This window comes from Caballeronia sp. PC1 (assembly GCF_021353155.1).
Lineage (GTDB): Bacteria > Pseudomonadota > Gammaproteobacteria > Burkholderiales > Burkholderiaceae > Caballeronia > Caballeronia cordobensis.
Genome location: NZ_JAJUBH010000002.1, coordinates 1,010,903 through 1,029,857, shown reverse-complemented (window position 1 = coordinate 1,029,857; position 18,955 = coordinate 1,010,903). Strand labels below are relative to the sequence as shown.

Annotated in this window: 20 protein-coding genes; 10 read left to right on the top strand and 10 right to left on the bottom strand. The window is 64.3% G+C overall.

The features are described from left to right. Nucleotides 1–267: 267 nt before the first annotated feature. Both ydiK and LY284_RS20725 read left to right on the top strand, forming a co-directional pair. Nucleotides 268–1,449 carry an AI-2E family transporter YdiK gene (gene ydiK / locus LY284_RS20730; protein WP_233387809.1) on the top strand — a complete coding sequence of 394 codons (1,182 nt, stop codon included), beginning with the start codon at nt 268–270 and terminating at the stop codon, nt 1,447–1,449. Between the two features lie 190 nt (nt 1,450–1,639). Then, on the top strand, nt 1,640–2,179 hold the full coding sequence (locus LY284_RS20725) for a DUF6572 domain-containing protein (protein ID WP_233387808.1): 540 nt from the start codon (nt 1,640–1,642) through the stop codon (nt 2,177–2,179). Between the two features lie 84 nt (nt 2,180–2,263). On the opposite strand, the gene LY284_RS20720 is transcribed toward LY284_RS20725, so the two are convergent. The 4 genes from LY284_RS20720 to LY284_RS20705 form a co-directional block, all read right to left on the bottom strand. Next, a complete protein-coding gene (locus LY284_RS20720; RefSeq protein ID WP_053569338.1) occupies nt 2,264–2,974 on the bottom strand; it encodes a hypothetical protein in 711 nt (236 codons plus the stop codon). A gap of 108 nt (nt 2,975–3,082) precedes the next feature. Further along, entirely contained in the window at nt 3,083–4,204 is a 1,122-nt protein-coding gene (locus LY284_RS20715; protein ID WP_233387807.1) for an enoyl-CoA hydratase/isomerase family protein, read from the bottom strand. Between the two features lie 4 nt (nt 4,205–4,208). Next, nucleotides 4,209–5,915, bottom strand: a complete 1,707-nt coding sequence (locus LY284_RS20710) for an AMP-binding protein (RefSeq protein WP_233387806.1) — start codon at nt 5,913–5,915, stop codon at nt 4,209–4,211. A 20-nt stretch (nt 5,916–5,935) separates the two neighbouring features. Next, entirely contained in the window at nt 5,936–7,069 is a 1,134-nt protein-coding gene (locus LY284_RS20705; RefSeq protein ID WP_233388407.1) for an acyl-CoA dehydrogenase family protein, read from the bottom strand. 175 nt (nt 7,070–7,244) lie between these two features. On the opposite strand from LY284_RS20705, the gene LY284_RS20700 reads away from it, so the two are divergent. Beyond that, nucleotides 7,245–8,267 carry an AraC family transcriptional regulator gene (locus tag LY284_RS20700; protein WP_233387805.1) on the top strand — a complete coding sequence of 341 codons (1,023 nt, stop codon included), beginning with the start codon at nt 7,245–7,247 and terminating at the stop codon, nt 8,265–8,267. A gap of 63 nt (nt 8,268–8,330) precedes the next feature. Further along, nucleotides 8,331–8,492 carry a hypothetical protein gene (locus LY284_RS20695; protein WP_175582514.1) on the top strand — a complete coding sequence of 54 codons (162 nt, stop codon included), beginning with the start codon at nt 8,331–8,333 and terminating at the stop codon, nt 8,490–8,492. Here the strand turns inward: LY284_RS20695 and LY284_RS20690 are convergent, their stop codons facing one another. Next, entirely contained in the window at nt 8,493–9,164 is a 672-nt protein-coding gene (locus tag LY284_RS20690; RefSeq protein ID WP_041732249.1) for a hypothetical protein, read from the bottom strand. A gap of 218 nt (nt 9,165–9,382) precedes the next feature. Next, nucleotides 9,383–10,678: an MFS family transporter gene (locus LY284_RS20685; protein WP_045454988.1), complete on the bottom strand. Its 1,296-nt coding sequence runs from the start codon at nt 10,676–10,678 to the stop codon at nt 9,383–9,385. A gap of 326 nt (nt 10,679–11,004) precedes the next feature. On the opposite strand from LY284_RS20685, the gene LY284_RS20680 reads away from it, so the two are divergent. Beyond that, on the top strand, nt 11,005–12,027 hold the full coding sequence (locus LY284_RS20680) for a DUF2891 domain-containing protein (protein ID WP_233387804.1): 1,023 nt from the start codon (nt 11,005–11,007) through the stop codon (nt 12,025–12,027). A gap of 13 nt (nt 12,028–12,040) precedes the next feature. On the opposite strand, the gene LY284_RS20675 is transcribed toward LY284_RS20680, so the two are convergent. Next, entirely contained in the window at nt 12,041–12,361 is a 321-nt protein-coding gene (locus LY284_RS20675) for a YnfA family protein (protein WP_041732251.1), read from the bottom strand. A 94-nt stretch (nt 12,362–12,455) separates the two neighbouring features. Here LY284_RS20675 and LY284_RS20670 point away from each other — a divergent pair, with 94 nt between their 5' ends. Then, the gene (locus LY284_RS20670; protein WP_233388405.1) at nt 12,456–13,787 is read left to right on the top strand and encodes an MATE family efflux transporter; all 1,332 of its coding nucleotides are present in this window, start codon (nt 12,456–12,458) and stop codon (nt 13,785–13,787) included. On the opposite strand, the gene LY284_RS20665 is transcribed toward LY284_RS20670, so the two are convergent. Beyond that, entirely contained in the window at nt 13,776–14,783 is a 1,008-nt protein-coding gene (locus LY284_RS20665; protein WP_233388403.1) for an alpha/beta fold hydrolase, read from the bottom strand. The genes LY284_RS20670 and LY284_RS20665 overlap by 12 nt on opposite strands. Before the next feature lie 235 nt (nt 14,784–15,018). On the opposite strand from LY284_RS20665, the gene LY284_RS20660 reads away from it, so the two are divergent. From LY284_RS20660 to LY284_RS20650, 3 genes are read left to right on the top strand one after another with little or no spacing between them, the layout of a single operon-like run. Further along, complete coding sequence (locus LY284_RS20660) at nt 15,019–15,777, top strand: DNA/RNA non-specific endonuclease (protein ID WP_085952664.1); 759 nt, start codon at nt 15,019–15,021, stop codon at nt 15,775–15,777. Continuing rightward, on the top strand, nt 15,770–16,030 hold the full coding sequence (locus LY284_RS20655; protein WP_233387803.1) for a hypothetical protein: 261 nt from the start codon (nt 15,770–15,772) through the stop codon (nt 16,028–16,030). The genes LY284_RS20660 and LY284_RS20655 overlap by 8 nt, the downstream gene beginning before the upstream one ends. Before the next feature lie 46 nt (nt 16,031–16,076). Further along, entirely contained in the window at nt 16,077–16,592 is a 516-nt protein-coding gene (locus LY284_RS20650; protein ID WP_053569344.1) for a methylated-DNA--[protein]-cysteine S-methyltransferase, read from the top strand. Nucleotides 16,593–16,677: 85 nt separating this feature from the next. Here the strand turns inward: LY284_RS20650 and LY284_RS20645 are convergent, their stop codons facing one another. Both LY284_RS20645 and LY284_RS20640 read right to left on the bottom strand, forming a co-directional pair. Then, entirely contained in the window at nt 16,678–17,385 is a 708-nt protein-coding gene (locus tag LY284_RS20645; RefSeq protein WP_233387802.1) for an OmpA family protein, read from the bottom strand. Between the two features lie 219 nt (nt 17,386–17,604). Next, the gene (locus LY284_RS20640; RefSeq protein WP_233387801.1) at nt 17,605–18,138 is read right to left on the bottom strand and encodes a DUF2968 domain-containing protein; all 534 of its coding nucleotides are present in this window, start codon (nt 18,136–18,138) and stop codon (nt 17,605–17,607) included. A 16-nt stretch (nt 18,139–18,154) separates the two neighbouring features. Between LY284_RS20640 and LY284_RS20635 the strand changes: the two genes are divergently transcribed. After that, entirely contained in the window at nt 18,155–18,640 is a 486-nt protein-coding gene (locus LY284_RS20635; protein WP_233387800.1) for a hypothetical protein, read from the top strand. The last annotated feature ends 315 nt before the right edge of the window (nt 18,641–18,955 follow it).

The window sequence follows — 18,955 nt, the reverse complement described above, 5'->3', positions numbered from 1 at the left end:
TCGTCCTCGGGACGCGCGGCGGAACATGCCTGCTCTCTTCTGCGCCCAAAAAAGAATAGGCAATTTAATAACGTATTTCCAGCAGACATCGAAGGCTCGGGTTCGATGCACCACGCGATTTTTAGTAGTATGGATTGGATGCCGTTATGATTGCGCCCTTGCCGGATCGCGGCCTTTCGCTTATCCCTTGTCCATCGCCCGATGCGCGCCATCGCTTTGCGTTTTTTCTTCGCGCGGCATCGGCTCTCACTTTCATCCGGACGCATCATGCCAATTCCACCCATCGGGCAGCCGAATCCTAATCCCCCGAGTCCCCGCCAGCCGGTGGATATCGCCCGCATTCTGCTCGTCATCACGATCCTGACCGCGCTCACGGTCGGCAGCCTCTATGTGCTGCGCCCGTTCCTGCCCGGTCTCATCTGGGCGACGACGATCGTCGTGGCGACCTGGCCGCTCATGCTCGCCGTGCAGCGCCGCTGCGGCAACCGCCGCTGGATCGCGACGACCGTGATGCTGCTCGTGCTTCTGGTCGTCATCGTGCTGCCGCTCTATTCGGCGATCTCGACGCTCGCGGAACATGGCGGTGAAATCATGGCCGCCGTGAAAAGCCTGCCGAGCTACGCGCTGCCGCCGCCGCCGGGATGGGTGCATGACGTGCCGCTCGCCGGCGCGCGCGTTTCGAAAGAATGGCAGATGCTGTCCGATGCGGGCCCCGGCGGCCTGCTCGCGAAGCTGGAGCCGTACGTGACGATCGTCGCGCGCTGGATGCTTTCGCATGCGGCCGTCGTCGGCGTGTTCGTGATGCACATGGTGATCACGGTCATCATCTCCGGCATTCTGTATATGAACGGCGAGGCGGCGGGACGCTTCGTCGTGCGCTTCGCGACGCGCATCGCCACGCTGCGCGGCGCGGAAGCCGTGAAGCTCGCCGGCCTCGCGATCCGCGCGGTGGCGCTCGGCATCGTCGTGACGGCGGTGACGCAGTCGGCGCTCGGCGGCATCGGGCTCGCGCTCGCGGGCGTGCCGGCGGCGGGCATCATCACGGCCGTCATGCTGATGCTGTGTCTCGCGCAGATCGGCCCGCTGCTGCCGCTGCTCGGCGGGGTCGCATGGCTCTTCTGGCACGACCACAACATCGCGGGATCGCTGCTGCTCGTGTGGTCCATCATGATCGCGATGCTCGACAATTTCCTGCGGCCGATTCTCATCAAGCGCGGCGTGAATCTGTCGATGCTGCTGATTCTTTCCGGCGTGCTCGGCGGCATGTTCGCGTTCGGAATAGTCGGATTGTTCATCGGTCCTGTCATTCTCGCGGTCACGTCGACGATCCTGAACGCGTGGATCAACGAGCAGCCGCCGCTGGCGCATGTCGAAGCGATGCCGAGCGAGGACGTCGCCAAAGCCGCGTCCGCCGGGGATCTCGCGGATGCATCGCGCAGACGCACGTGATTGATGAATAGATTGTCGTTTTGTCGAAATTGTTTGCAGCAATCAGATTGCGCTTAATTGCCGGATTAGGATTCTTATTAAATTGAGATTTTGTCCCATTAAACACGGTGTTTCACGATAATCCGGCCGTGAACATCCATTACAATGCGTCCATTGATATTTGCCCGACTGAGGGCGCAGGGGATTGACCATGTCTGTGCGCGACGTGGACGCGATCGACTACATCGGAGTGAACATTCTCTTCAGGCGCGTTTATGTCGGGCTCTTCGACGAGCTCGACTGGCGCGATGAACGGGAGCATCAGGATTTGCTCACGAAGAAAATCGACCGCTACATTTCTTATGTTCGTTCGGGCAAGTTATTGCTGAATTATCCGAAGGTTCGCGGCTATGAGATCGTGATCGAATATGTGTCGATGCATGCCATGCCTGCGTCCGCGCGCGAATACTGGAAATCGCGTGAACGCTTATTGGCCGATGCCGGTTATACGGTGCATATTCGCGGCGTGGATGTGCGTCACTCCCTCGGCCTGACAGTGGATGAACCGGAGCATGTCGACGCCGAGCCCGTCGAGCCGCCCGCGCTGGAAGTGCTCGATCCGGACCCGCACTCGCAGTTCACCGACATCGCCGATATCTCCTATCTCCCGCCGTTGTCGCCCAAGGCGCGCAGGCAGCAGGCGCTGCCCGTGCTGAGGCGTCTCGCGATGCGCCAGGCGACCGGCCGCTAAACGCAACACCCGCACGCAAAAAAGCGGCGTGGCTCAGTTTGAGCCACGCCGCTTTCGTTTTGCGCGCGCGTTCGCCGCGCGGCATCACTTCGTGCCGGTCAACGCCGACGTTGCGATCGACGGAACGGAAATGCCGTTGGTCTTCGCGTATTGCACCGCCTGCGTGAGCGTCTGCACGAGCGACTGCAACTGTCCCGGCGCAGACTGCGCGATATAGGTCGCGGCCTGCGCCGTCGCCGGGTTCGATCCCGCCTGCAGCAGCGACGACATGTTCATCGAATTCGACACCGAGCCGAGATCCGATTGCAGGCCGGCGTACTGCTTGACGCCTTGCCCGAGCGACGCGAGGCCATCGGTGAAAGTCTTCTTACTGGTTGCGGTGGCCGGCGCGGTCGAGCCGCCCGCGAACGCCTGCATCAACGATTGCGAGACGCTCTGCTGCGTGCCGCCGAGTTGCGACAGCACGCTCGCGCTCGGCACGCCGCTTCCGCCCGAAGCGCCCTGCAGCAAGCCCGCCGCCGATTGCGCCTGGCTCGCGACGCTCGACATGCCCATCGCGGAAGCAAGGCTCGATTGCCCCGAGAGCACTTGCTGGTTCGCGCCGAGATAGTTCTGCACGAGCGACGATAGCGCCGAAGGCTGCGCCGCGCCGTTCGCGCCGGCGGCGGCTTCGGACTTATCGCTGCCGAAGCCGAATTGCTGAAGATTGATCTGCGCGTAAGACGCGGCCGGTGCGATCAGCGCGATGGCGATGCCCGCCGACAAAAGCGCGCGATGTGAATGACGGATCGGCATAGTGGTTCCCCTCTCGAATTGTCCGATGATCGATAAAGCCAGCTTCGACTCATCGGACATTCACGCAGTTCGCCGCGGAAACATTTGCTTGCGAATTGCGTCTGGAGATTATGCGCACAGATCCCCGAGCGGATGCATCTCTTTACGCCACGGCGATGAGAGAAAGTGCTGCACGCGCTCGGCGCGCACCTGCGCGAGCGTCGTCGGCGCGAAACGAGGCTGCCGATCCTTGTCGATGATGAGCGCGCGCACGCCTTCGACGAAATCGCCGTCGTCGATCGCGCGGTACACGACGCCCAGCTCCATGCGAAAGCAATCCGCAAGGGACATCTGCCGGCCGCGCAGGAGCGCGTGATACGTCACTTCGAGCATGGTCGGCGAGTGGCTTGCGAGCGTGGCGAGCGTCGCGCGCGACCATTCGTCGTCCGCATCGGCCGCGAGCGACGCCGCGATGCGCTCCGCGCCGCCCGTCGCGCACGGCACGAAGTGCCGCCTGATCTGCGTGCGGATGTCGTCGAGCGGCGCGTGGCGCTCGATATTCGCGCCCGGCACGAACACGCGCTTCAACTGCGTCATTGCATCTTGCGCATCGTTCCAGCGCAGCGTTTCGAGACGCTCGATGAAACCGCGCAGCCAGGTGGACGGCACGCATTCGTCCGCGAGCCCGATGCGCTTCGCATCCGCGCCCGACAGCGTCGCGCCGGTCAGGCCGACATACAGCGCGAGATCGCGCGGCAGCACGCGCAGGAAGTGCGTCGCGCCGACATCGGGCAACAGGCCAATACGCGTTTCGGGCATCGCCATGCGCGTTCGCTCGGTCGCGATGCGCAAGGCGGCGCCCTGCGCGAGGCCCATGCCGCCGCCCATCACGATGCCGTCCATCAGCGCGATGACCGGCTTCGAGAAACGATGAATCGTGTAATCGAGCCGGTATTCGTCGATGAAAAACTTCAGCCACGGCGTCGCGTGATGCGGATCGTTGCGCGCGGCGTGATACAGCTTGCGCACGTCGCCGCCCGCGCAAAATGCCTTGTCGCCGCTGCCGCGTAGAACGACCGCAAGAATGGCATCGTCCTCGGCGCAGGTCGCGAAACGCTCGGCGAGCAGCGCGATCATGTCGTGCGACAGCGCGTTCAACGCCTGCGGCCGGTCGAGCGTGATGATCGCCACCCGATTGACGATCTCGAACGCGACCTCGGGCGTGTCGCGCAACAGTGCTTGCGTGCTCATGCGCTCAATCCGCCTTGCTGCTCTGACGCAGCTCCGGAAAATCCTCTTCCCAGAACTCGAACTCGCCTCGCGCGCCCGCTTCCGCGCGCGCCGCTTCCTGCCTGCGCAAATCGACGCGGCGGATCTTGCCGGAGATCGTCTTCGGCAGTTCGGCGAATTCCAGCCGGCGGATGCGCTTGTACGGCGCGAGCCGCTCGCGCGAGAACGCGAACACGCTTTTCGCGAGTTCCGGTCCGATGGCATAGCCGTGACGCAGCGTGACGAACGCCTTCGGCACCGACAGGCGCAGCGGATCGGGACTCGGCACGACCGCAGCCTCCGCAATCGCCTCGTGCTCGATCAGCACGCTTTCAAGCTCGAAAGGACTCAGCCGGTAATCCGACGACTTGAACACGTCGTCCGCCCGGCCCACGTAGATGAAATAGCCGTCCGCGCCGCGCGCCGCCACGTCGGACGTGCGATAGAAGCCGCCGCGCATCGCGTTTTCGGTGGCTTTCGCGTTGCCGGCGTAACCGGTCATCAGGCCGAGCGGCGGCGGATTCAGTTCGAGCGCGATCTCGCCTTCCTCGGCGTGCGCGCCGTCCGGATCGAGCAGCGCCACACGATAACCCGGCAACGGGCGGCCCATCGAGCCTGGCACGAGCCGCTGGCCCGGCGTGTTGGCGATCTGCGCGGTGGTCTCGGTCTGTCCGTAGCCATCGCGGATCGACAAGCCCCACGCGGCCTGCACGCGCTCGATGATCTCCGGATTGAGCGGCTCGCCCGCGCCGACGATCTCGCGCAGCTTCACCGCATACGAAGCAAGCGGCTCCTGCACCAGCATGCGCCACACGGTCGGCGGCGCGCAGAGCGTGGTGACGTCGTGCTCAACGAGCGCATCGAGCGTGCGCGCCGCGTCGAAGCGGCTGAAGTTGTAGATGAACACGCACGCCTGCGCATTCCACGGCGCGAAGAAGCAGCTCCACGCGTGCTTCGCCCAGCCGGGCGAGCTGATGTTCCAGTGCACGTCGCCGGGCTGCAGGCCGATCCAGTACATCGTCGACAAATGACCGACCGGATAGCTTTGATGCGTATGCGCGACGAGCTTCGGCTTCGACGTCGTGCCCGAGGTGAAGTACAGCAGATACGGATCGTTGGCGTTCGTTTCGGCATCCGGACGAAAATCCGGCGCTGCATCGTAAGCGGCTTCGTAGGCGAGCCAGCCGTCCTTCGCGCCGCCCACCGCAATGCGCAAACCGGGCACGTCGATGCCGTCGAACTTCTTCGTTTCCGCCGCATCGACGATCACATGCTGCACGCCGCCCAGCGCGATGCGATCGCGCAAGTCCGCGCTCGCGAGCTGCGTCGTGGCGGGCAGGACGATCGCGCCGAGCTTCATCGCGGCGAGCATCGTTTCCCATAGCTCGACGCGGTTCGGCAGCATCAGCAGAATGCGTTCGCCGCGCCCGACGTTCAGGCCGCGCAAATGATTCGCCACGCGCGCGGAACGCTCGCTCATCTGCGCGAACGAAAGTCGCGTTTCGCCGCCGCTTTCATTGACGATATGCAGCGCGGTGGCATCGTTGCCGCGCGCCATCGGATCGAAGTAATCGAGCGCCCAGTTGAAGCGATCGAGCACGGGCCACTCGAACTCGCGATACGCCGTGTCGTAATCGGTGCGATGCGCAAAGAGAAAATCTCGTGCTTCGATGAATGCCTGTGCTCGATTCATTGCGTCTCCGTTTATAGGTTTTAGACGTTGCGCGCGATCACCATCCGTTGCACTTCGCTCGTGCCCTCGTAAATCTGCGTGATGCGCGCATCCCGATAGTGACGCTCCACCGGATAGTCCTGCAGATAGCCGTAGCCGCCGTGGATCTGGATTGCATCGGAACACACGCGCTCGGCCATTTCGGATGCGTACAGCTTCGCCTGCGACGCCTCCGACAGGCACGGCACGCCTTCCGTGCGCATGCGCGCCGCGTGATGAATCAAGAGGCGCGCGGCGTTGATCTGCGTCTGCATGTCGGCGAGCATGTTCGCGACCGACTGATGTTCCCGGATCGCCTTGCCGAACTGCACGCGGTCTTTGGCATACGCGCGTGCCGCGTCGAAAGCCGCGCGCGCGATGCCGAGCGCCTGCGCCGCGATGCCGATGCGCCCGCCTTCGAGATTCGACAACGCGATCTTCAGCCCTTCGCCGCGCTGGCCGAGCAGATTCGCGGCCGGAATCGCGCAATCGTCGAAGTTGATCGGGCAGGTATCCGATGCGCGGATGCCCAGCTTGTGCTCCGGCGCGCCGACGTTGAAGCCGGGCGTATCCGTCGGCACGATGAACGCCGAGATGCCGCGCTTGCCCAGTTCGGGATCGGTGACGGCGAAGACGATCGCGACGCCCGCGCGCCTGCCGTTGGTGACGAACTGCTTGCTGCCCGAAAGCACCCACTTGCCGTCTTTTTCGACGGCGCGCACGCGCAGGTTGTTCGCCTCGGAGCCCGCCTGCGGCTCCGTCAGGCAAAACGCGCCGATGATCTCGCCGCTCGCGAGCTTCGGCAGCCATTCCGCCTTCTGCGCATCGGTGCCGTACGCGAGAATCGGGCCGCAGCCGACGGAGTTGTGCACGCTCATCAGCGTCGCGCAGGACGCGCAGCCGGCGGCGATTTCTTCCATCGCGAGCGCGTAGGCGGTGTAATCGCTGAAGGTGCCGCCGAGTTCCGCGGGCACGATCATGCCGAGCAGGCCGAGTTCGCCGAGCTGCTTCACGACGGCGTCGGGAATGGCGCCGTCCTTGTCCCACTGGCCCGCGTTGGGCGCGAGCACTTCGGTGGCGAACTGGCGAGCCGCGTCGCGGATCATGCGCTGCTCTTCGGTGAGGAAAGCGTCGATCATGTTTCGATTATCGGGTGATGGAATGGTGGCGGCTGTTGCGAGGCATCGATCGGATACACTGGCTCGCCGCCGTCAGACGGGCGGATGGGCCGTCTGCGCACGAGTCTAGGCAATCGCCGGACATTAGCCGATGCCCAAAACGATCACGCTAACTGAGCGCTTTGGCCACCTAGTGACAACCCCAACTCCCGGACGCAACATCGAGCGCGACTCGATCTCGGTCAGCCTCGTCGAAGCGGCGCTGCGCTGCGCCGAGGCGCGCGGCGTCGCGCGTGAAGGTCTGCTGGCCGCCGCGGGCATCGCGCCGGCAACGCTGGATTCGCCGCGTGCGCGCGTGTCGCCGGTGCAATACGGCAAGCTGTGGAACGCCACCGCCGACGCGCTCGACGACGAATTCTTCGGTCAGGACCCGCATCCGATGCGCCGCGGCAGCTTCGTGCTTCTGTGCCACGCGGCGCTGTCCGCGCGCGACGGCGCGCAGGCGCTCGGGCGCATCGCCGGCTTCATGCGCCTCGTGCTCGATGAACTCACTTTCACGCCCGACATCGACGAAACGCGCGTGCGCATCTGGCTCGACGACAAAGCCGCGCCTAAAACGATGTTCGCCTACGCGACGGGCTTCATCCTCGTGTACAGGCTGTTGTGCTGGCTGGTCGGGCGGCGCATTCCGGTGCTCGCGGCGCACTTGCGCTGCCCTGAACCGCAGGCGAGCGACGAATACCGCCTCATGTTCTGCGACGACCTGCGCTTTGACGCGCCGCGCTCGTTCGTCGATCTGCCGGCCGACTGCGCGGCGCTGCCGGTCGTGCAGTCGGCCGCAACGCTCAGACGCTTCCTGCGCGACGCGCCGGCGAATTTCATCGTGAAATACCGCAATCCGGATTCGCTCGCGGCGCGCATCAAGGCGCGCCTGAAGCAGACCGCGCCGACGGACTGGCCCGAAGCCGACAATCTCGCGGCCGCGCTGCATATGGCGGAAGCCACGCTGCGGCGACGTCTGAAACAAGAAGGGCTGACGTACCAGTCGATCAAGGATGCGCTGCGGCGCGACCTCGCGATCGCGCGTCTCGCGCACACGCAGGACACGATCCCGCAAATTTCCGACGCGCTCGGCTTCGCGGAACCGAGCGCGTTCCGGCGCGCCTTCCGGAAGTGGACGGGCGTGCGCCCCGCCGACTATCGCCGTGAGGGCTGACTGCGCGGGTTTCGCGAGGCTGCTATATTGAATTGTCGATGACTTCGCATCGCGGAGCGCACCATGAAGAAAGCCAGCCAGGATCAACGTTCGAAGGAAGACCGGCCGCGCGCCGCGAACGAAGAGGATTTGCTCGACGAGGCGCTCGAAGAGACCTTTCCGGCGAGCGATCCGATTGCGGTGCATCCGGAACCGGACACCCCGAAAGACGGCAAGAAGAAATAATCACTCGCCCAGTTCGGGCTCGTCCGGGGTCGAGAGCAGCGCCACCAGCTTCTCGACATGCTGATGCAACAGCTTGACGTGTTTGTCGATCTGTTCGAGACGGCCGGTCAGATCGGCCTTTGCCGCTTCGCTCATGCGATCCGAGGCGATCAGTTCATCGACCTTCGGCTGCATTCCGTCGACCTGCAGCAGCCCGAGCTGGCGCTCCAGGCGGCGCAAATCCTGCGACAGCAGTTCGCGATTCTTGCGGAAAAGCAAGTCGCGACGGTTCGCTTCGGCGTTTTGCTGGGCGATATCGGCGACACGGCGCGTCGCCTCGGTCTGCGAAAGCAGCGGCTCCGGGCCGCGCAACACCGGGCGCTTCGGCGCGGGATGCGCCGTGCCGCGGAACACGGCCATCGGCGTCTCTTCGTCGATCGCGCGCTGCACGTCGGGCGGGACTTCGTCGCTCGCGCGGCGTTCGTCCATCCAGTGCGGCGGCAGGCCCGTCACGAGCTCGATGCCGCGCACGAACTCCTCATTGAAATCGCGCTGACCCGCGACGATGAGCTTCATGAACGTCGGCGAGAAGTTCATCATGCGCGCGAGGCGCCCAGCGCCTCCCGGCGACCCGACCAGGACGTTCAGGTTGGCGCGCCAGACAAGGAACAGCGTTTCGTCGAAATCTTCCATGAACAGGCTCCAGGCAGACCGACGCGCCCGAAGGTGCACATCGGCGTTGCGCGCGGCGGCTGCGCGCGCATGCATATCCGGTTCCCGCATTTGCTCGTTATGACCGTGCGCCGTCGCCGGCGCGTCGTCTACATACCGCATAAAACACCATACTACCTTCATCGGCAAGCGATGCGGACGACGGCCGTGCCGCCGCCGTTCCGCTCGCCGCCGGCCCCTCAGGGCTCGTTGCGCAGATAGCCTTCCTTGCTGGGATCGAGCATCCGCCAGGAAACAATGAGCGAAATCGCGCACATCAGGGTCACGTACCAGAAAAACGTGGATTCGCTGCCGAGCGACTTCAGCTTCAGCGCGACGAATTCCGCCGAGCCGCCGAACACCGCGTTGGCGACCGCATACGACAGGCCGACGCCCAGCGCGCGCACTTCCGGCGGGAACATTTCCGCCTTGATGAGACCGCTGATCGACGTATAGAAGCTCACGATGGCGAGCGCCACGACCACCAGCACGAACGCCATGACCGGGCTCGTCACGGTGGACAGCGCATGCAGGAGCGGCACGGTGCAAATCGTCGCCAGGCCGCCGAACCAGAGCATCGACGCACGGCGCCCGATACGGTCCGACAACGCGCCGAAGAGCGGCTGCAGCAGCATGTAGACGAAGAGCGCGGCGGTCATCACGTTGCTGGCGGTCTTCGCATGCATGCCGGCCGTGTTGACCAGGTACTTCTGCATGTAGGTCGTGAACGTGTAGAAAATGAGCGAGCCGCCCGCCGTGAAGCCGACCACGGTCATGAACGCGCCCTTGTGCTGCAGCAGGCCCTTGAGCGTGCCCGCCTCCTTGCGATGACGCGTTTCGGCGGTCGAGGTTTCGTCGAGCGATCGGCGCAGATACAGCGAAACCAGCGCCGCACACGCGCCGATGAAAAACGGCACACGCCAGCCCCACGCCTTCAACTCTTCCGTCGAGAGAAACAGTTGCAGGATCACGAGCACGAGAAGCGCGGCAAGCTGCCCGCCGATCAGCGTCACGTACTGGAACGACGCGAAAAACCCGCGCCGGCCGCGCAGCGCGACTTCACTCATATAGGTCGCGCTCGTGCCGTATTCGCCGCCCACCGACAAACCCTGGAACAGGCGCGCGATCAAGAGCAGAAACGGCGCCCACGCACCGATGCTCGCGTAAGTCGGCAGGAAGGTGATCACGAGCGAGCCGCCGCACATCATCAGGACGGAGATCATCATCGCGTTGCGGCGGCCGTGCTTGTCCGCGATGCGGCCGAAGAGCCAGCCGCCGATCGGGCGCATCAGAAAGCCCGCCGCGAACACGCCCGCGGTGTTCAGAAGCTGCACGGTCGGATCGCCGCCCGGGAAGAACGCCGCGGAGAAATACAGCGCGAGGAACGAGTAGATATAGAAGTCGAACCACTCGACGAGGTTGCCCGACGAGGCGCCGACGATCGCGAAAACGCGACGCCGGGTGTCCTCGGGGGTATAAGCGTGAATGTCGGTCATGTTGTTTCTGGCTCTTGGTCACTGTCTGGGTGGCGTTTGCCGGGGCTCGTGACCCCGGCGCGGGCGCTCTTGGCGGCGTTCGGGCGCAAGTTTATACGACGGTTCGGCGAAGGGCGCGCGACCGTGGCGTGCGCAATTTTCTGTCCTCTGTTTTCCGCCGATGGCGTGCGGCGCGCGCTCAGGCTTGTCATGAAAGCATTTCGCTGCCGTTTTGCAGGCGTGCGGCCGCACCGGTTTCGCGTGCATCTAGTAATTACCCTTAGACTAGATTTCACACTATTTATCGTTAAAGTCTCGGAATCACGAATCGCATCGACGAGGACCGCATGAATCCGCATCAACCGATCACGCTCGACGCCGCGCTCGCGTCGAAGTTCGCGCAGGTCGCGCTCGGCCACCTGACGCGCGAATATCCGAACAAGCTCGATCACGTCATGGCCGGTGAGGCTGATGTGCAAGGCCCGCGGGCGCTGCATCCGATCTTTTACGGCAGCTTCGACTGGCATTCCTGCGTGCATGGCTACTGGCTGATCGCGCGCCTCTTCGACCGCTTTCCCGGCTTGCCGGAGGCGCAACGCATCCGCGCGGTGATCGACGAGCATTTCACCGCCGCGAACGTGGAGGCCGAGGTCGCCTATCTGCGGCGTCCGGCCGCGCGCGGTTTCGAACGGCCGTACGGCTGGGCGTGGCTGCTCGCGCTCGCGGGCCAGCTTCGCTCGATGCAGTCCGACGACGGCGCGCGCTGGGCTCGCACGCTCCAGCCGCTCGCCGATGAATTCGTCGCGCGTTTCGAGGAATTTCTGCCGAAAGCGACGTATCCGCTGCGTGTCGGGACGCACTTCAACATGGCGTTCGCGCTGACGCTGGCGATCGGCTATGCGCGCATCACGCGCCATGCGGAGTTCGAGCGCCTGCTGAGCGACACGGCCCTGCGCTGGTTCGAACAGGACGAGGCGTGCCAGGCGTGGGAGCCGGCGGGCGACGAGTTCCTGTCGCCGTCGCTGATGGAAGCGGTGCTGATGCGCCACGTTCTGCCGGGCGACCGCTTCGTCGGCTGGTTCGACCGCTTTTTGCCGCGCATCGCGGCGCGCGAGCCGGCGACGCTTTTCACGCCCGCAACCGTCACCGACCGCAGCGACGGCAAGCTCGCGCATCTCGACGGCCTGAACCTGAGCCGCGCGTGGTGCCAGCGGACGATCGCACGCGCGCTGCCGCCGGGCGATGCGCGCATCGCCGTGCTCGAAACCAGCGCCGGCGAGCATCTGGCTGCGGGGCTCGCGCACGTCGCGGGCGATTACATGGGCGAGCATTGGCTCGCGACCTTCGCGCTGCTCGCGCTCGAAGCGTGACGCAGGCCGCGCCTCAGACGCGCGGCTGAAACGCAATCACGCCCATGCCGACGAGCGCGATCGCCGCGCCCGCGAGATCCCACGCCGTCGGCCGGATGCGGTCGACGGCCCACAGCCAGGCGATCGCCACGCCGATATACACGCCGCCGTACGCCGCGTAGATGCGCCCCGCGGCGGTGTCGTGCAGCGTCAGGAGCCACGCGAAGAGCGCGAGCGACAGCGCGCCGGGCACGACGAGCCACGGCGAGCCGCCCTCCTTGAGCCATCGATAGGGAAAATAGCAGCCCGCGATTTCGGCGATGGCCGTGACGATATAGAGCGCGAATGTTTTCATGACGCGCATTATCGACGCACACGCGATGTTGCGCGCCGCGCGTCCGGTCTGGACAATGACGCGCTTGTCTTACCCAACCATCCCGCACAATCCGATGAAAGCGGTGCCCCTGCACTGGCACAAGCGCGTGCTGACGCTCGCGTTTCCGATCGTACTCGCCAATCTCACGCAGCCGATTCTCGGCGCGGTCGATACTGCCGTCGCCGGCCATCTCGACGGGCCGCAGTACCTGGGCGGCGTCGCGCTCGGCGGGCTCGTGTTCAGCTTCGTGTTCTGGGGCTTCGGCTTCTTGCGCATGGGCACGACGGGACTCGTCGCGCAGGCGTTCGGCGCGCGCGACGACGACGCGTTGCGCGCGAGCGTGCTGCGCGCCTTGCTGCTCGCGCTGGCGATCGGCGCGGCCGTGCTGGCGCTGCAGGTGCCGATCATCCGCTTTGCGCTGCTGGCGCTCGGCGGCAGCGCGGCCGTGCAGGACACCGCGAGCGCGTATTGCCACGCGCGCATCTGGGCCGCGCCCTTCGCGCTGGGCAATTACGTCGTGCTGGGCTACCTGCTGGGCTGCCAGCGCGTGCGGCTCGCGCTCGTCACGCAGATTTTCATCAATCTGGTGAACATCGTCGCGGTGCTGCTCTTCGTGTATCGCTTCGGCTGGGGTATCGGGGGCATCGGCGCGGCGACGGCCTTCGCGGATTTCTGCGGTTTCGCGCTCGGCCTCGCGATTCTCTGGCGGCTGCGTCCGCGCGGCCTCGCGCCGCTCGCGCCGCGCGCGCTTTTCGACGCCCACGCGATGCGCCGGCTCGTCGCGATCAACCGCGACATCTTCATCCGCACGATCTGCCTGCTCGGTTCGTACGGCTGGTTCGCGCATCTCGGCGCGCGTCAGGGGGATGCGATCCTCGCCGCGAACGCCCTTCTGCTCAACTTCCAGACCTTCATGTCCTATGGGCTCGACGGCTTCGCGCACGCCGCCGAGGCGCTCGTCGGGGCCGCCGCCGGCGCACGCGACCGCGATGCATTCCGTCAGGCCGTGAAAGTGACGATGCTGTGGTCGGCGATCGGCGCGGCGGGCTTTTCGATCGTCTTCGCCTTGAGCGGCGGGTGGATCATCGGCGCGCTGACGGATCAGGCCGTCGTGCAGCATGAGGCGCTGCGCTTTCTGCCGTGGGCCGCGATTCTGCCGCTTGCGTCCGTCGCGGGTTTCCAACTGGACGGCGTGTTCATCGGCGCGACGCGCACGCACGAACTGATGAAGGCGATGGCCGTGTCGCTCACGATCTTTCTGCTTGCCGCGTGGGCGCTCGCCGGATCGCTCGGCAATCACGGGCTGTGGCTCGCGCTCACCGTTTTCATGGTGGCGCGCGGCATCACGCTGGCTGTTCAGTTGCCCGCGATCGAGCGCGCGGTGTGCGCGCGGTCAGTTCGATAGAGGTTTCGACGCGGCGAGTCCCTCCAGCAACGCTTTATGAAACGCCGCCGGGTCCTGCATCTGCGGCGCATGGCCAAGCTCCGGAAACTCGACGAGCTTCGCCCCCTCGATGCGCTCCTTCGCCAGCTTCGCGAGATCGGGATAACGCCCGAGCGTCGGACGGATTTCCGGCGGCGCGAAGTCCTTGCCGATCGCGGTCGTGTCCTTGTCGCCGATGAGGAGCAAGGTCGGGGTTCTGAGATGGTCGAATTCGTAGACGACGGGCTGGGTGTAAATCATGTCGTAGATCAACGCCGAATTCCACGCGACGATATCCTTGCCCGGCCCGCGATACATGCCCGCGAGCATCTGCACCCACGGCTCGTAATCGGCGCGCCACTGGCCCGAGTAATACGTGCTCGTCTCATAGCGGCGGATGCCGTCGGCGCTGGTCTTCAGCTCGCGCGCATACCAGTCGTCGATGGAAATCGGCGGCACGCCCTTCGCCTTCCAGTCTTCGAGCCCGATCGGATTGACGAGCACGAGCTGCTCGGTCTCGCGCGGATACATCAGCGCGTAACGCACCGCGAGCATGCCGCCCGTCGAATGCGCGACGAGCGTCGCGCGCGAAACGCCGAGCGCCGCGAGCAACGCGTGCGTGTTGCGCGCGAGCTGCTGAAAGCTGTACTGATAGCGCTCGGGCTTGGTCGATTTGCAAAAACCGATCTGATCCGGCGCGATTACGCGATAGCCCGCGTCGCTCAAGGTTTCGATGGTCTGCTTCCATGTCGCCGAACAGAAGTTCTTGCCATGCAGGAGCACGGCAGTGCGGCCGTTCGGATGCGGCGGATGCACGTCCATATAGGCCATGCGCACCACCTGACGCTGCGACGTGAGCGAAAAGCGCGCGACCGGATACGGATAATCGAAGCCCTGCAACTCGGGGCCATAGGCGGGGCCGTCATTGCCCGGCGGCGGCGCGGGTTCGTCGGCGTGCGCGTGCAAGGCGAAAAGCATCGCGAGACACGACATCGAAAATCGAAAGACGGACTTGCTGCGCGTTGAGTTCATTCGCGTTGTCGAATTGATTTCGGGCCGGGGCATTCTAGCGCGCCTGTATTTCACGCGCGTTCGCGTGCCTCACGCGCCAGGCGCGCCGATGAGCGCTTATACTTTGCGGCCTCCGGCGCCACGCAAGGATCCCATGCGGCGCACGGTTTTCATGTATCACATTCAGCCCGGATTCCAACGCATGCAATTTCGCATCAGGGCATTCGCCGCCGCGCTCATCGGTCTTGTGTGTACCGGTGCATTCGCGAGCGATTGTCCGCAGTTCAGCCCGAACGGCCGCGCGCCGGTCGTCGTCAATTCGAAGATGCGCGCGTCGACGCAGGAAATCTGCTACTCCGACTTCGCGCTGCTTCACTCCGGCATCACGAAAGGGCCGCTCTGGTCGGCGGAGCATCTGACCTCGCAAAGCGTCGATGACGCGAAGAACAACACGCGCACCAATCGCTTTTTCGTCGACAAGCGCCTGCCGCCCGACGAAAGCGCGCAGCTTTCCGATTACAAGCGAAGCGGCTACGACCGCGGTCACATGAGTCCCGCGGGCGATCGCGCGAGCAGACAAGGCATGGCCGAATCGTTCTCGCTCGCGAACATCGTGCCGCAAGACCCGTCCAACAACCGGCGCATCTGGTCGCGCATCGAGGAAGCGGTGCGCAGGCTGACGGAAGAATCGGGCGAAGCCTATGTCGTCACCGGGCCGCTTTTTTCGGGACGCGAGTTGCAGACGATCGGCGAATCGCGCGTGTTCGTGCCGACGCAACTTTACAAGGTCGTCTACTTGCCGCAGCGCGGCATCGCGTTCGCGGTTGTCGTCGAAAACACGCCGACGAACACGTACACGATGAAAACCGTGCGCGAGCTCGAGACCATGAGCGGGCTCTCGTTTCCGGGCATACCGGACGGACTGAAGGACAAACGAATTGGAGGACTGCGAGGTGTTTAAACCATTTGCCAACGACACGGACGTGATGAACATCGCGGGCGACGCGATCAATATCGAGAATGGCGTGAAGCGCCTGTCGATCAGCGGCGATCTGACGATCACGCGCGACAAGGCCGGTCTCGCGAACGCGCTCGCGCTGCACAAGGCGCTCGGCGCCATCGTCGAAGCCTTGCAAGGCGATGCCTCGCTGCCCGCGAAGCTGCCCAACGAGCCGAGCGCGCCGTCCGGCACCGCCGACAATCCGTTCATCTGACGCGCCGTACAATGATTGCGACGTATTGGCCGCGCGGAGAAATGAAGTGATCGAATCCCATGTCGGCCCGAGCCCGCTCGGGCACATTCTCTATCGCGCGGAAGATGGCTGTCTGACGGGGCTGTTTTTCGTCGGCCAGAAGCATTTTCCCGATGGTCTGCCCGAGCCGACGCTGTCCGATGCGCCGCCGCGCTCGCGCGTGATCCTCGAAGCGCGCGAGCAGATCGACGAATATTTCGCGGGCGCGCGCACGGAATTTTCGATCGCGCTGCGGCTCGGCGGCACGGCGTTTCAGCAGCAGGTGTGGAACGCGCTGCGGCAAATCCCTTTCGGCGACGCCTGGACCTACGGCGATCTCGCGCGCCGGCTCGGCTTGCCCGCGGGCGCATCGCGGGCCGTCGGCGGCGCGAACGGGCGAAATCCCGTGGCGATCATCGTGCCGTGTCATCGCGTGATCGGCGTCGATGGAGAACTGACCGGCTATGCCGGCGGCGTGGAGCGCAAGCGGCATTTGCTCACGCTGGAGGGCGGGCCGGGGCGCGAGCAACTCGCGCTTTTCTGAGCGCCGGTCGCACTCGGCCCGGAAACGCAAAAGCCCGCAAACCGTCTGGTTTGCGGGCTTTTGCGTCGATGCGGCGCTGCGAGGGTTACGGCGCGAGCGTCACTTCAACACGGCGATTTTCCGCGCGGCCTTCAGTCGTTGCGTTCGATGCGACCGGATTCGACTTCCCATAGCCTTTCAGCGCAAATCGGTCGGCTTTCAGCCCGCGGTTCTTCAGATAGTCGAGCACAGCCTGCGCGCGACGCTCGGACAGCGCAACGTTATACGATGCCGAGCCGATCGCATCCGTGAAGCCCTGAACGGACACCGAAGCGAGCGTCGCGCCCTGCGTTTCCGCGACGAGCGTGTCGAGAATCGCCTTGGCCTTGGGTGTCAACTCCGCGCTGTCGAACGCGAAGTTCGTCTTGTCGTCGAGTACGACCTTGCGCGGTGCCGGCGCGGGCGCCGGCGCGGGTGCGGGGGCAGGTGCGGGGGGCGGCACTTGCGCCGGAGCGGCCTGCGGCGGCATTCCGCACGTGAAGGTCACGTTACGCGGATCGGTCGGCGTATTCGTTCCTGCAATGGTCTGGAGGACTGCAACGTTCTTGTCGCCGCACATTTTCTGAGCGGCGGTCATGCACGCGCTTCCCTTCTCGAAAACACCGTAGCACTCGGCGCGATACGCCTTTTGACCATTCGACGTTTGAATTTCCTGGATATTGAAAGCCGGTCCCGTGGTCGTGGAACAGCCCGCAAGGACGGCGGCCGCCATAATACTGACGGCGAAAGTTTTCGTGAGCATCTTGATGTTCATACGGGTCAACTCCAAAGCGCGAAGCCGCTTAATGCGTGCCTCATTTCCAAGCCCGATTGCTCTCTGAAAAGAAGCAGGCAAAGTAGGTGAATCGATCTCGGATAGGTGCATCGATCGATGAAGCTATCCAAAAAGCCGCGCGATTGTAGCGCGGGCACTTTCGCGGCTTAAGCGGACAACTCCCAAATTAATGCGCCCGCCGAATGCATGACGAAGCGCCTATTTGGCCGGAACGGGAAAATCGCCGTCGGCCTGTTTTTGCAGTTCCTGCACGCGCAACTGCAAAGCGCGAAGCTGCGCCTGCGCGGCCGCCTGCTCCGTGCGCAGTTCACGGACCGCGTTCTGTTGCTCCTGCTGATAATTCGTTACCTGGCCTTGCTGCGCACGGGCGATATCCAGGTCCGCCTGAAGCCGGTTGGCGCGCTCCTGCTGAACCGCGATCTGCCGGTCGGCATAGGCTTTTTCGGCTTCGAGTTTGATGCGCCTGATTTCCGCGTCAGCAAGCGTCACGGACATTTTGGCGAAGTCGGAATAAATCGCCTCAGCGCGTACGTCATTTTGCGTTTTGACCACGCGCCAGATCGCGTTCTGCTGAAAGAGCGCGGCGTAGTAAATCATCTGCTCGGGAAAATACGAAAGATTCGCGCCGAAACTGCCATTCAACGTTTTGCGCAATTCAGTGACTTTCCGGCCCGCTATCAGACGTTCGAGTTCCGCGACATCGCCGTTCTTCGCCGCCGCCCCGTCCGGCATATTCGGCGCGGCATTCGTGGATATTTCGCCAGCCGCGAATACGGATGCGAAAGGTCCGGCAAGACCGGCCGAGATCAACACGATATTCGCAATCAACAGGCGTTTCATTGCGATTTTCCGTAACGATAAAACACGTCGTCCGGAAAGGATTATGGTGTCGCGAAGCCGCCAGTGCCAGCCGATTTATGCGTTATTCGAAAACGCGAAATCGTGCGGAAATCAGATTGTCGACTGGCGCTTCGGCGCCGGCTCGTCCGCGCTGCGCAACGGTAGCGGCGGTCTGAGGATGCCCGCATCGGACGGCGCGGGATTCATGCGCGAGAAAATCTCACGGTCGGCGCGAAAGTCGAACGGCGTGCTCGACAAGATGCGCGCGTCCGGCAGCGGCTCGACGGCGTGGACCGGTCGAGCGCTGACAGCGAAAAAAGACAAAAGACAAGCGGCGAGCGCGAAAGCGCCCGGAATCGAGTGCGAACGGAACATGGCGAAGAAGAGAATCTGATGGCGCGAGCGCCTGGACGGAGCAGCCGGAAGAAGACGCACACGGCTACGGCACAGCTTGTCATTTCACCAGCGTTAGCGCGCCCTGCCCATGAGAAGGTTCTCAAAGATTCCTGCTTTCCGACAAACGTGGCTGATCGGCGGTCAAGCGGTGGTTGAGCGCCGGCGCGATCGGGCGTGAAAAATGCGACTCTGAACTATTCGCTCGTCCGTGCGAACGCCGTCCGGCCGCGCCCTGCGCGTGTCGAGACGATGGCGCCCCAAGCAGGACGAAAGCGATGAGTATGAATCGCCGCTACTACTACGCTAGAACCGT

Coding starts and splice junctions, on each gene's coding strand:
- LY284_RS20720 (WP_053569338.1), bottom strand. CDS start 2,974: ATGCCGATCCGTCATTCACATCGCGCGCTTTTGTCGGCGGGCATCGCC.
- LY284_RS20710 (WP_233387806.1), bottom strand. CDS start 5,915: ATGAATCGAGCACAGGCATTCATCGAAGCACGAGATTTTCTCTTTGCG.
- LY284_RS20640 (WP_233387801.1), bottom strand. CDS start 18,138: ATGCCGGACGGGGCGGCGGCGAAGAACGGCGATGTCGCGGAACTCGAA.
- LY284_RS20680 (WP_233387804.1), top strand. CDS start 11,005: ATGAATCCGCATCAACCGATCACGCTCGACGCCGCGCTCGCGTCGAAG.
- LY284_RS20695 (WP_175582514.1), top strand. CDS start 8,331: ATGAAGAAAGCCAGCCAGGATCAACGTTCGAAGGAAGACCGGCCGCGC.
- LY284_RS20675 (WP_041732251.1), bottom strand. CDS start 12,361: ATGAAAACATTCGCGCTCTATATCGTCACGGCCATCGCCGAAATCGCG.
- LY284_RS20690 (WP_041732249.1), bottom strand. CDS start 9,164: ATGGAAGATTTCGACGAAACGCTGTTCCTTGTCTGGCGCGCCAACCTG.
- LY284_RS20670 (WP_233388405.1), top strand. CDS start 12,456: ATGAAAGCGGTGCCCCTGCACTGGCACAAGCGCGTGCTGACGCTCGCG.
- LY284_RS20665 (WP_233388403.1), bottom strand. CDS start 14,783: ATGCTTTTCGCCTTGCACGCGCACGCCGACGAACCCGCGCCGCCGCCG.
- LY284_RS20715 (WP_233387807.1), bottom strand. CDS start 4,204: ATGAGCACGCAAGCACTGTTGCGCGACACGCCCGAGGTCGCGTTCGAG.
- LY284_RS20725 (WP_233387808.1), top strand. CDS start 1,640: ATGTCTGTGCGCGACGTGGACGCGATCGACTACATCGGAGTGAACATT.
- ydiK (WP_233387809.1), top strand. CDS start 268: ATGCCAATTCCACCCATCGGGCAGCCGAATCCTAATCCCCCGAGTCCC.
- LY284_RS20660 (WP_085952664.1), top strand. CDS start 15,019: ATGCAATTTCGCATCAGGGCATTCGCCGCCGCGCTCATCGGTCTTGTG.
- LY284_RS20645 (WP_233387802.1), bottom strand. CDS start 17,385: ATGAACATCAAGATGCTCACGAAAACTTTCGCCGTCAGTATTATGGCG.
- LY284_RS20685 (WP_045454988.1), bottom strand. CDS start 10,678: ATGACCGACATTCACGCTTATACCCCCGAGGACACCCGGCGTCGCGTT.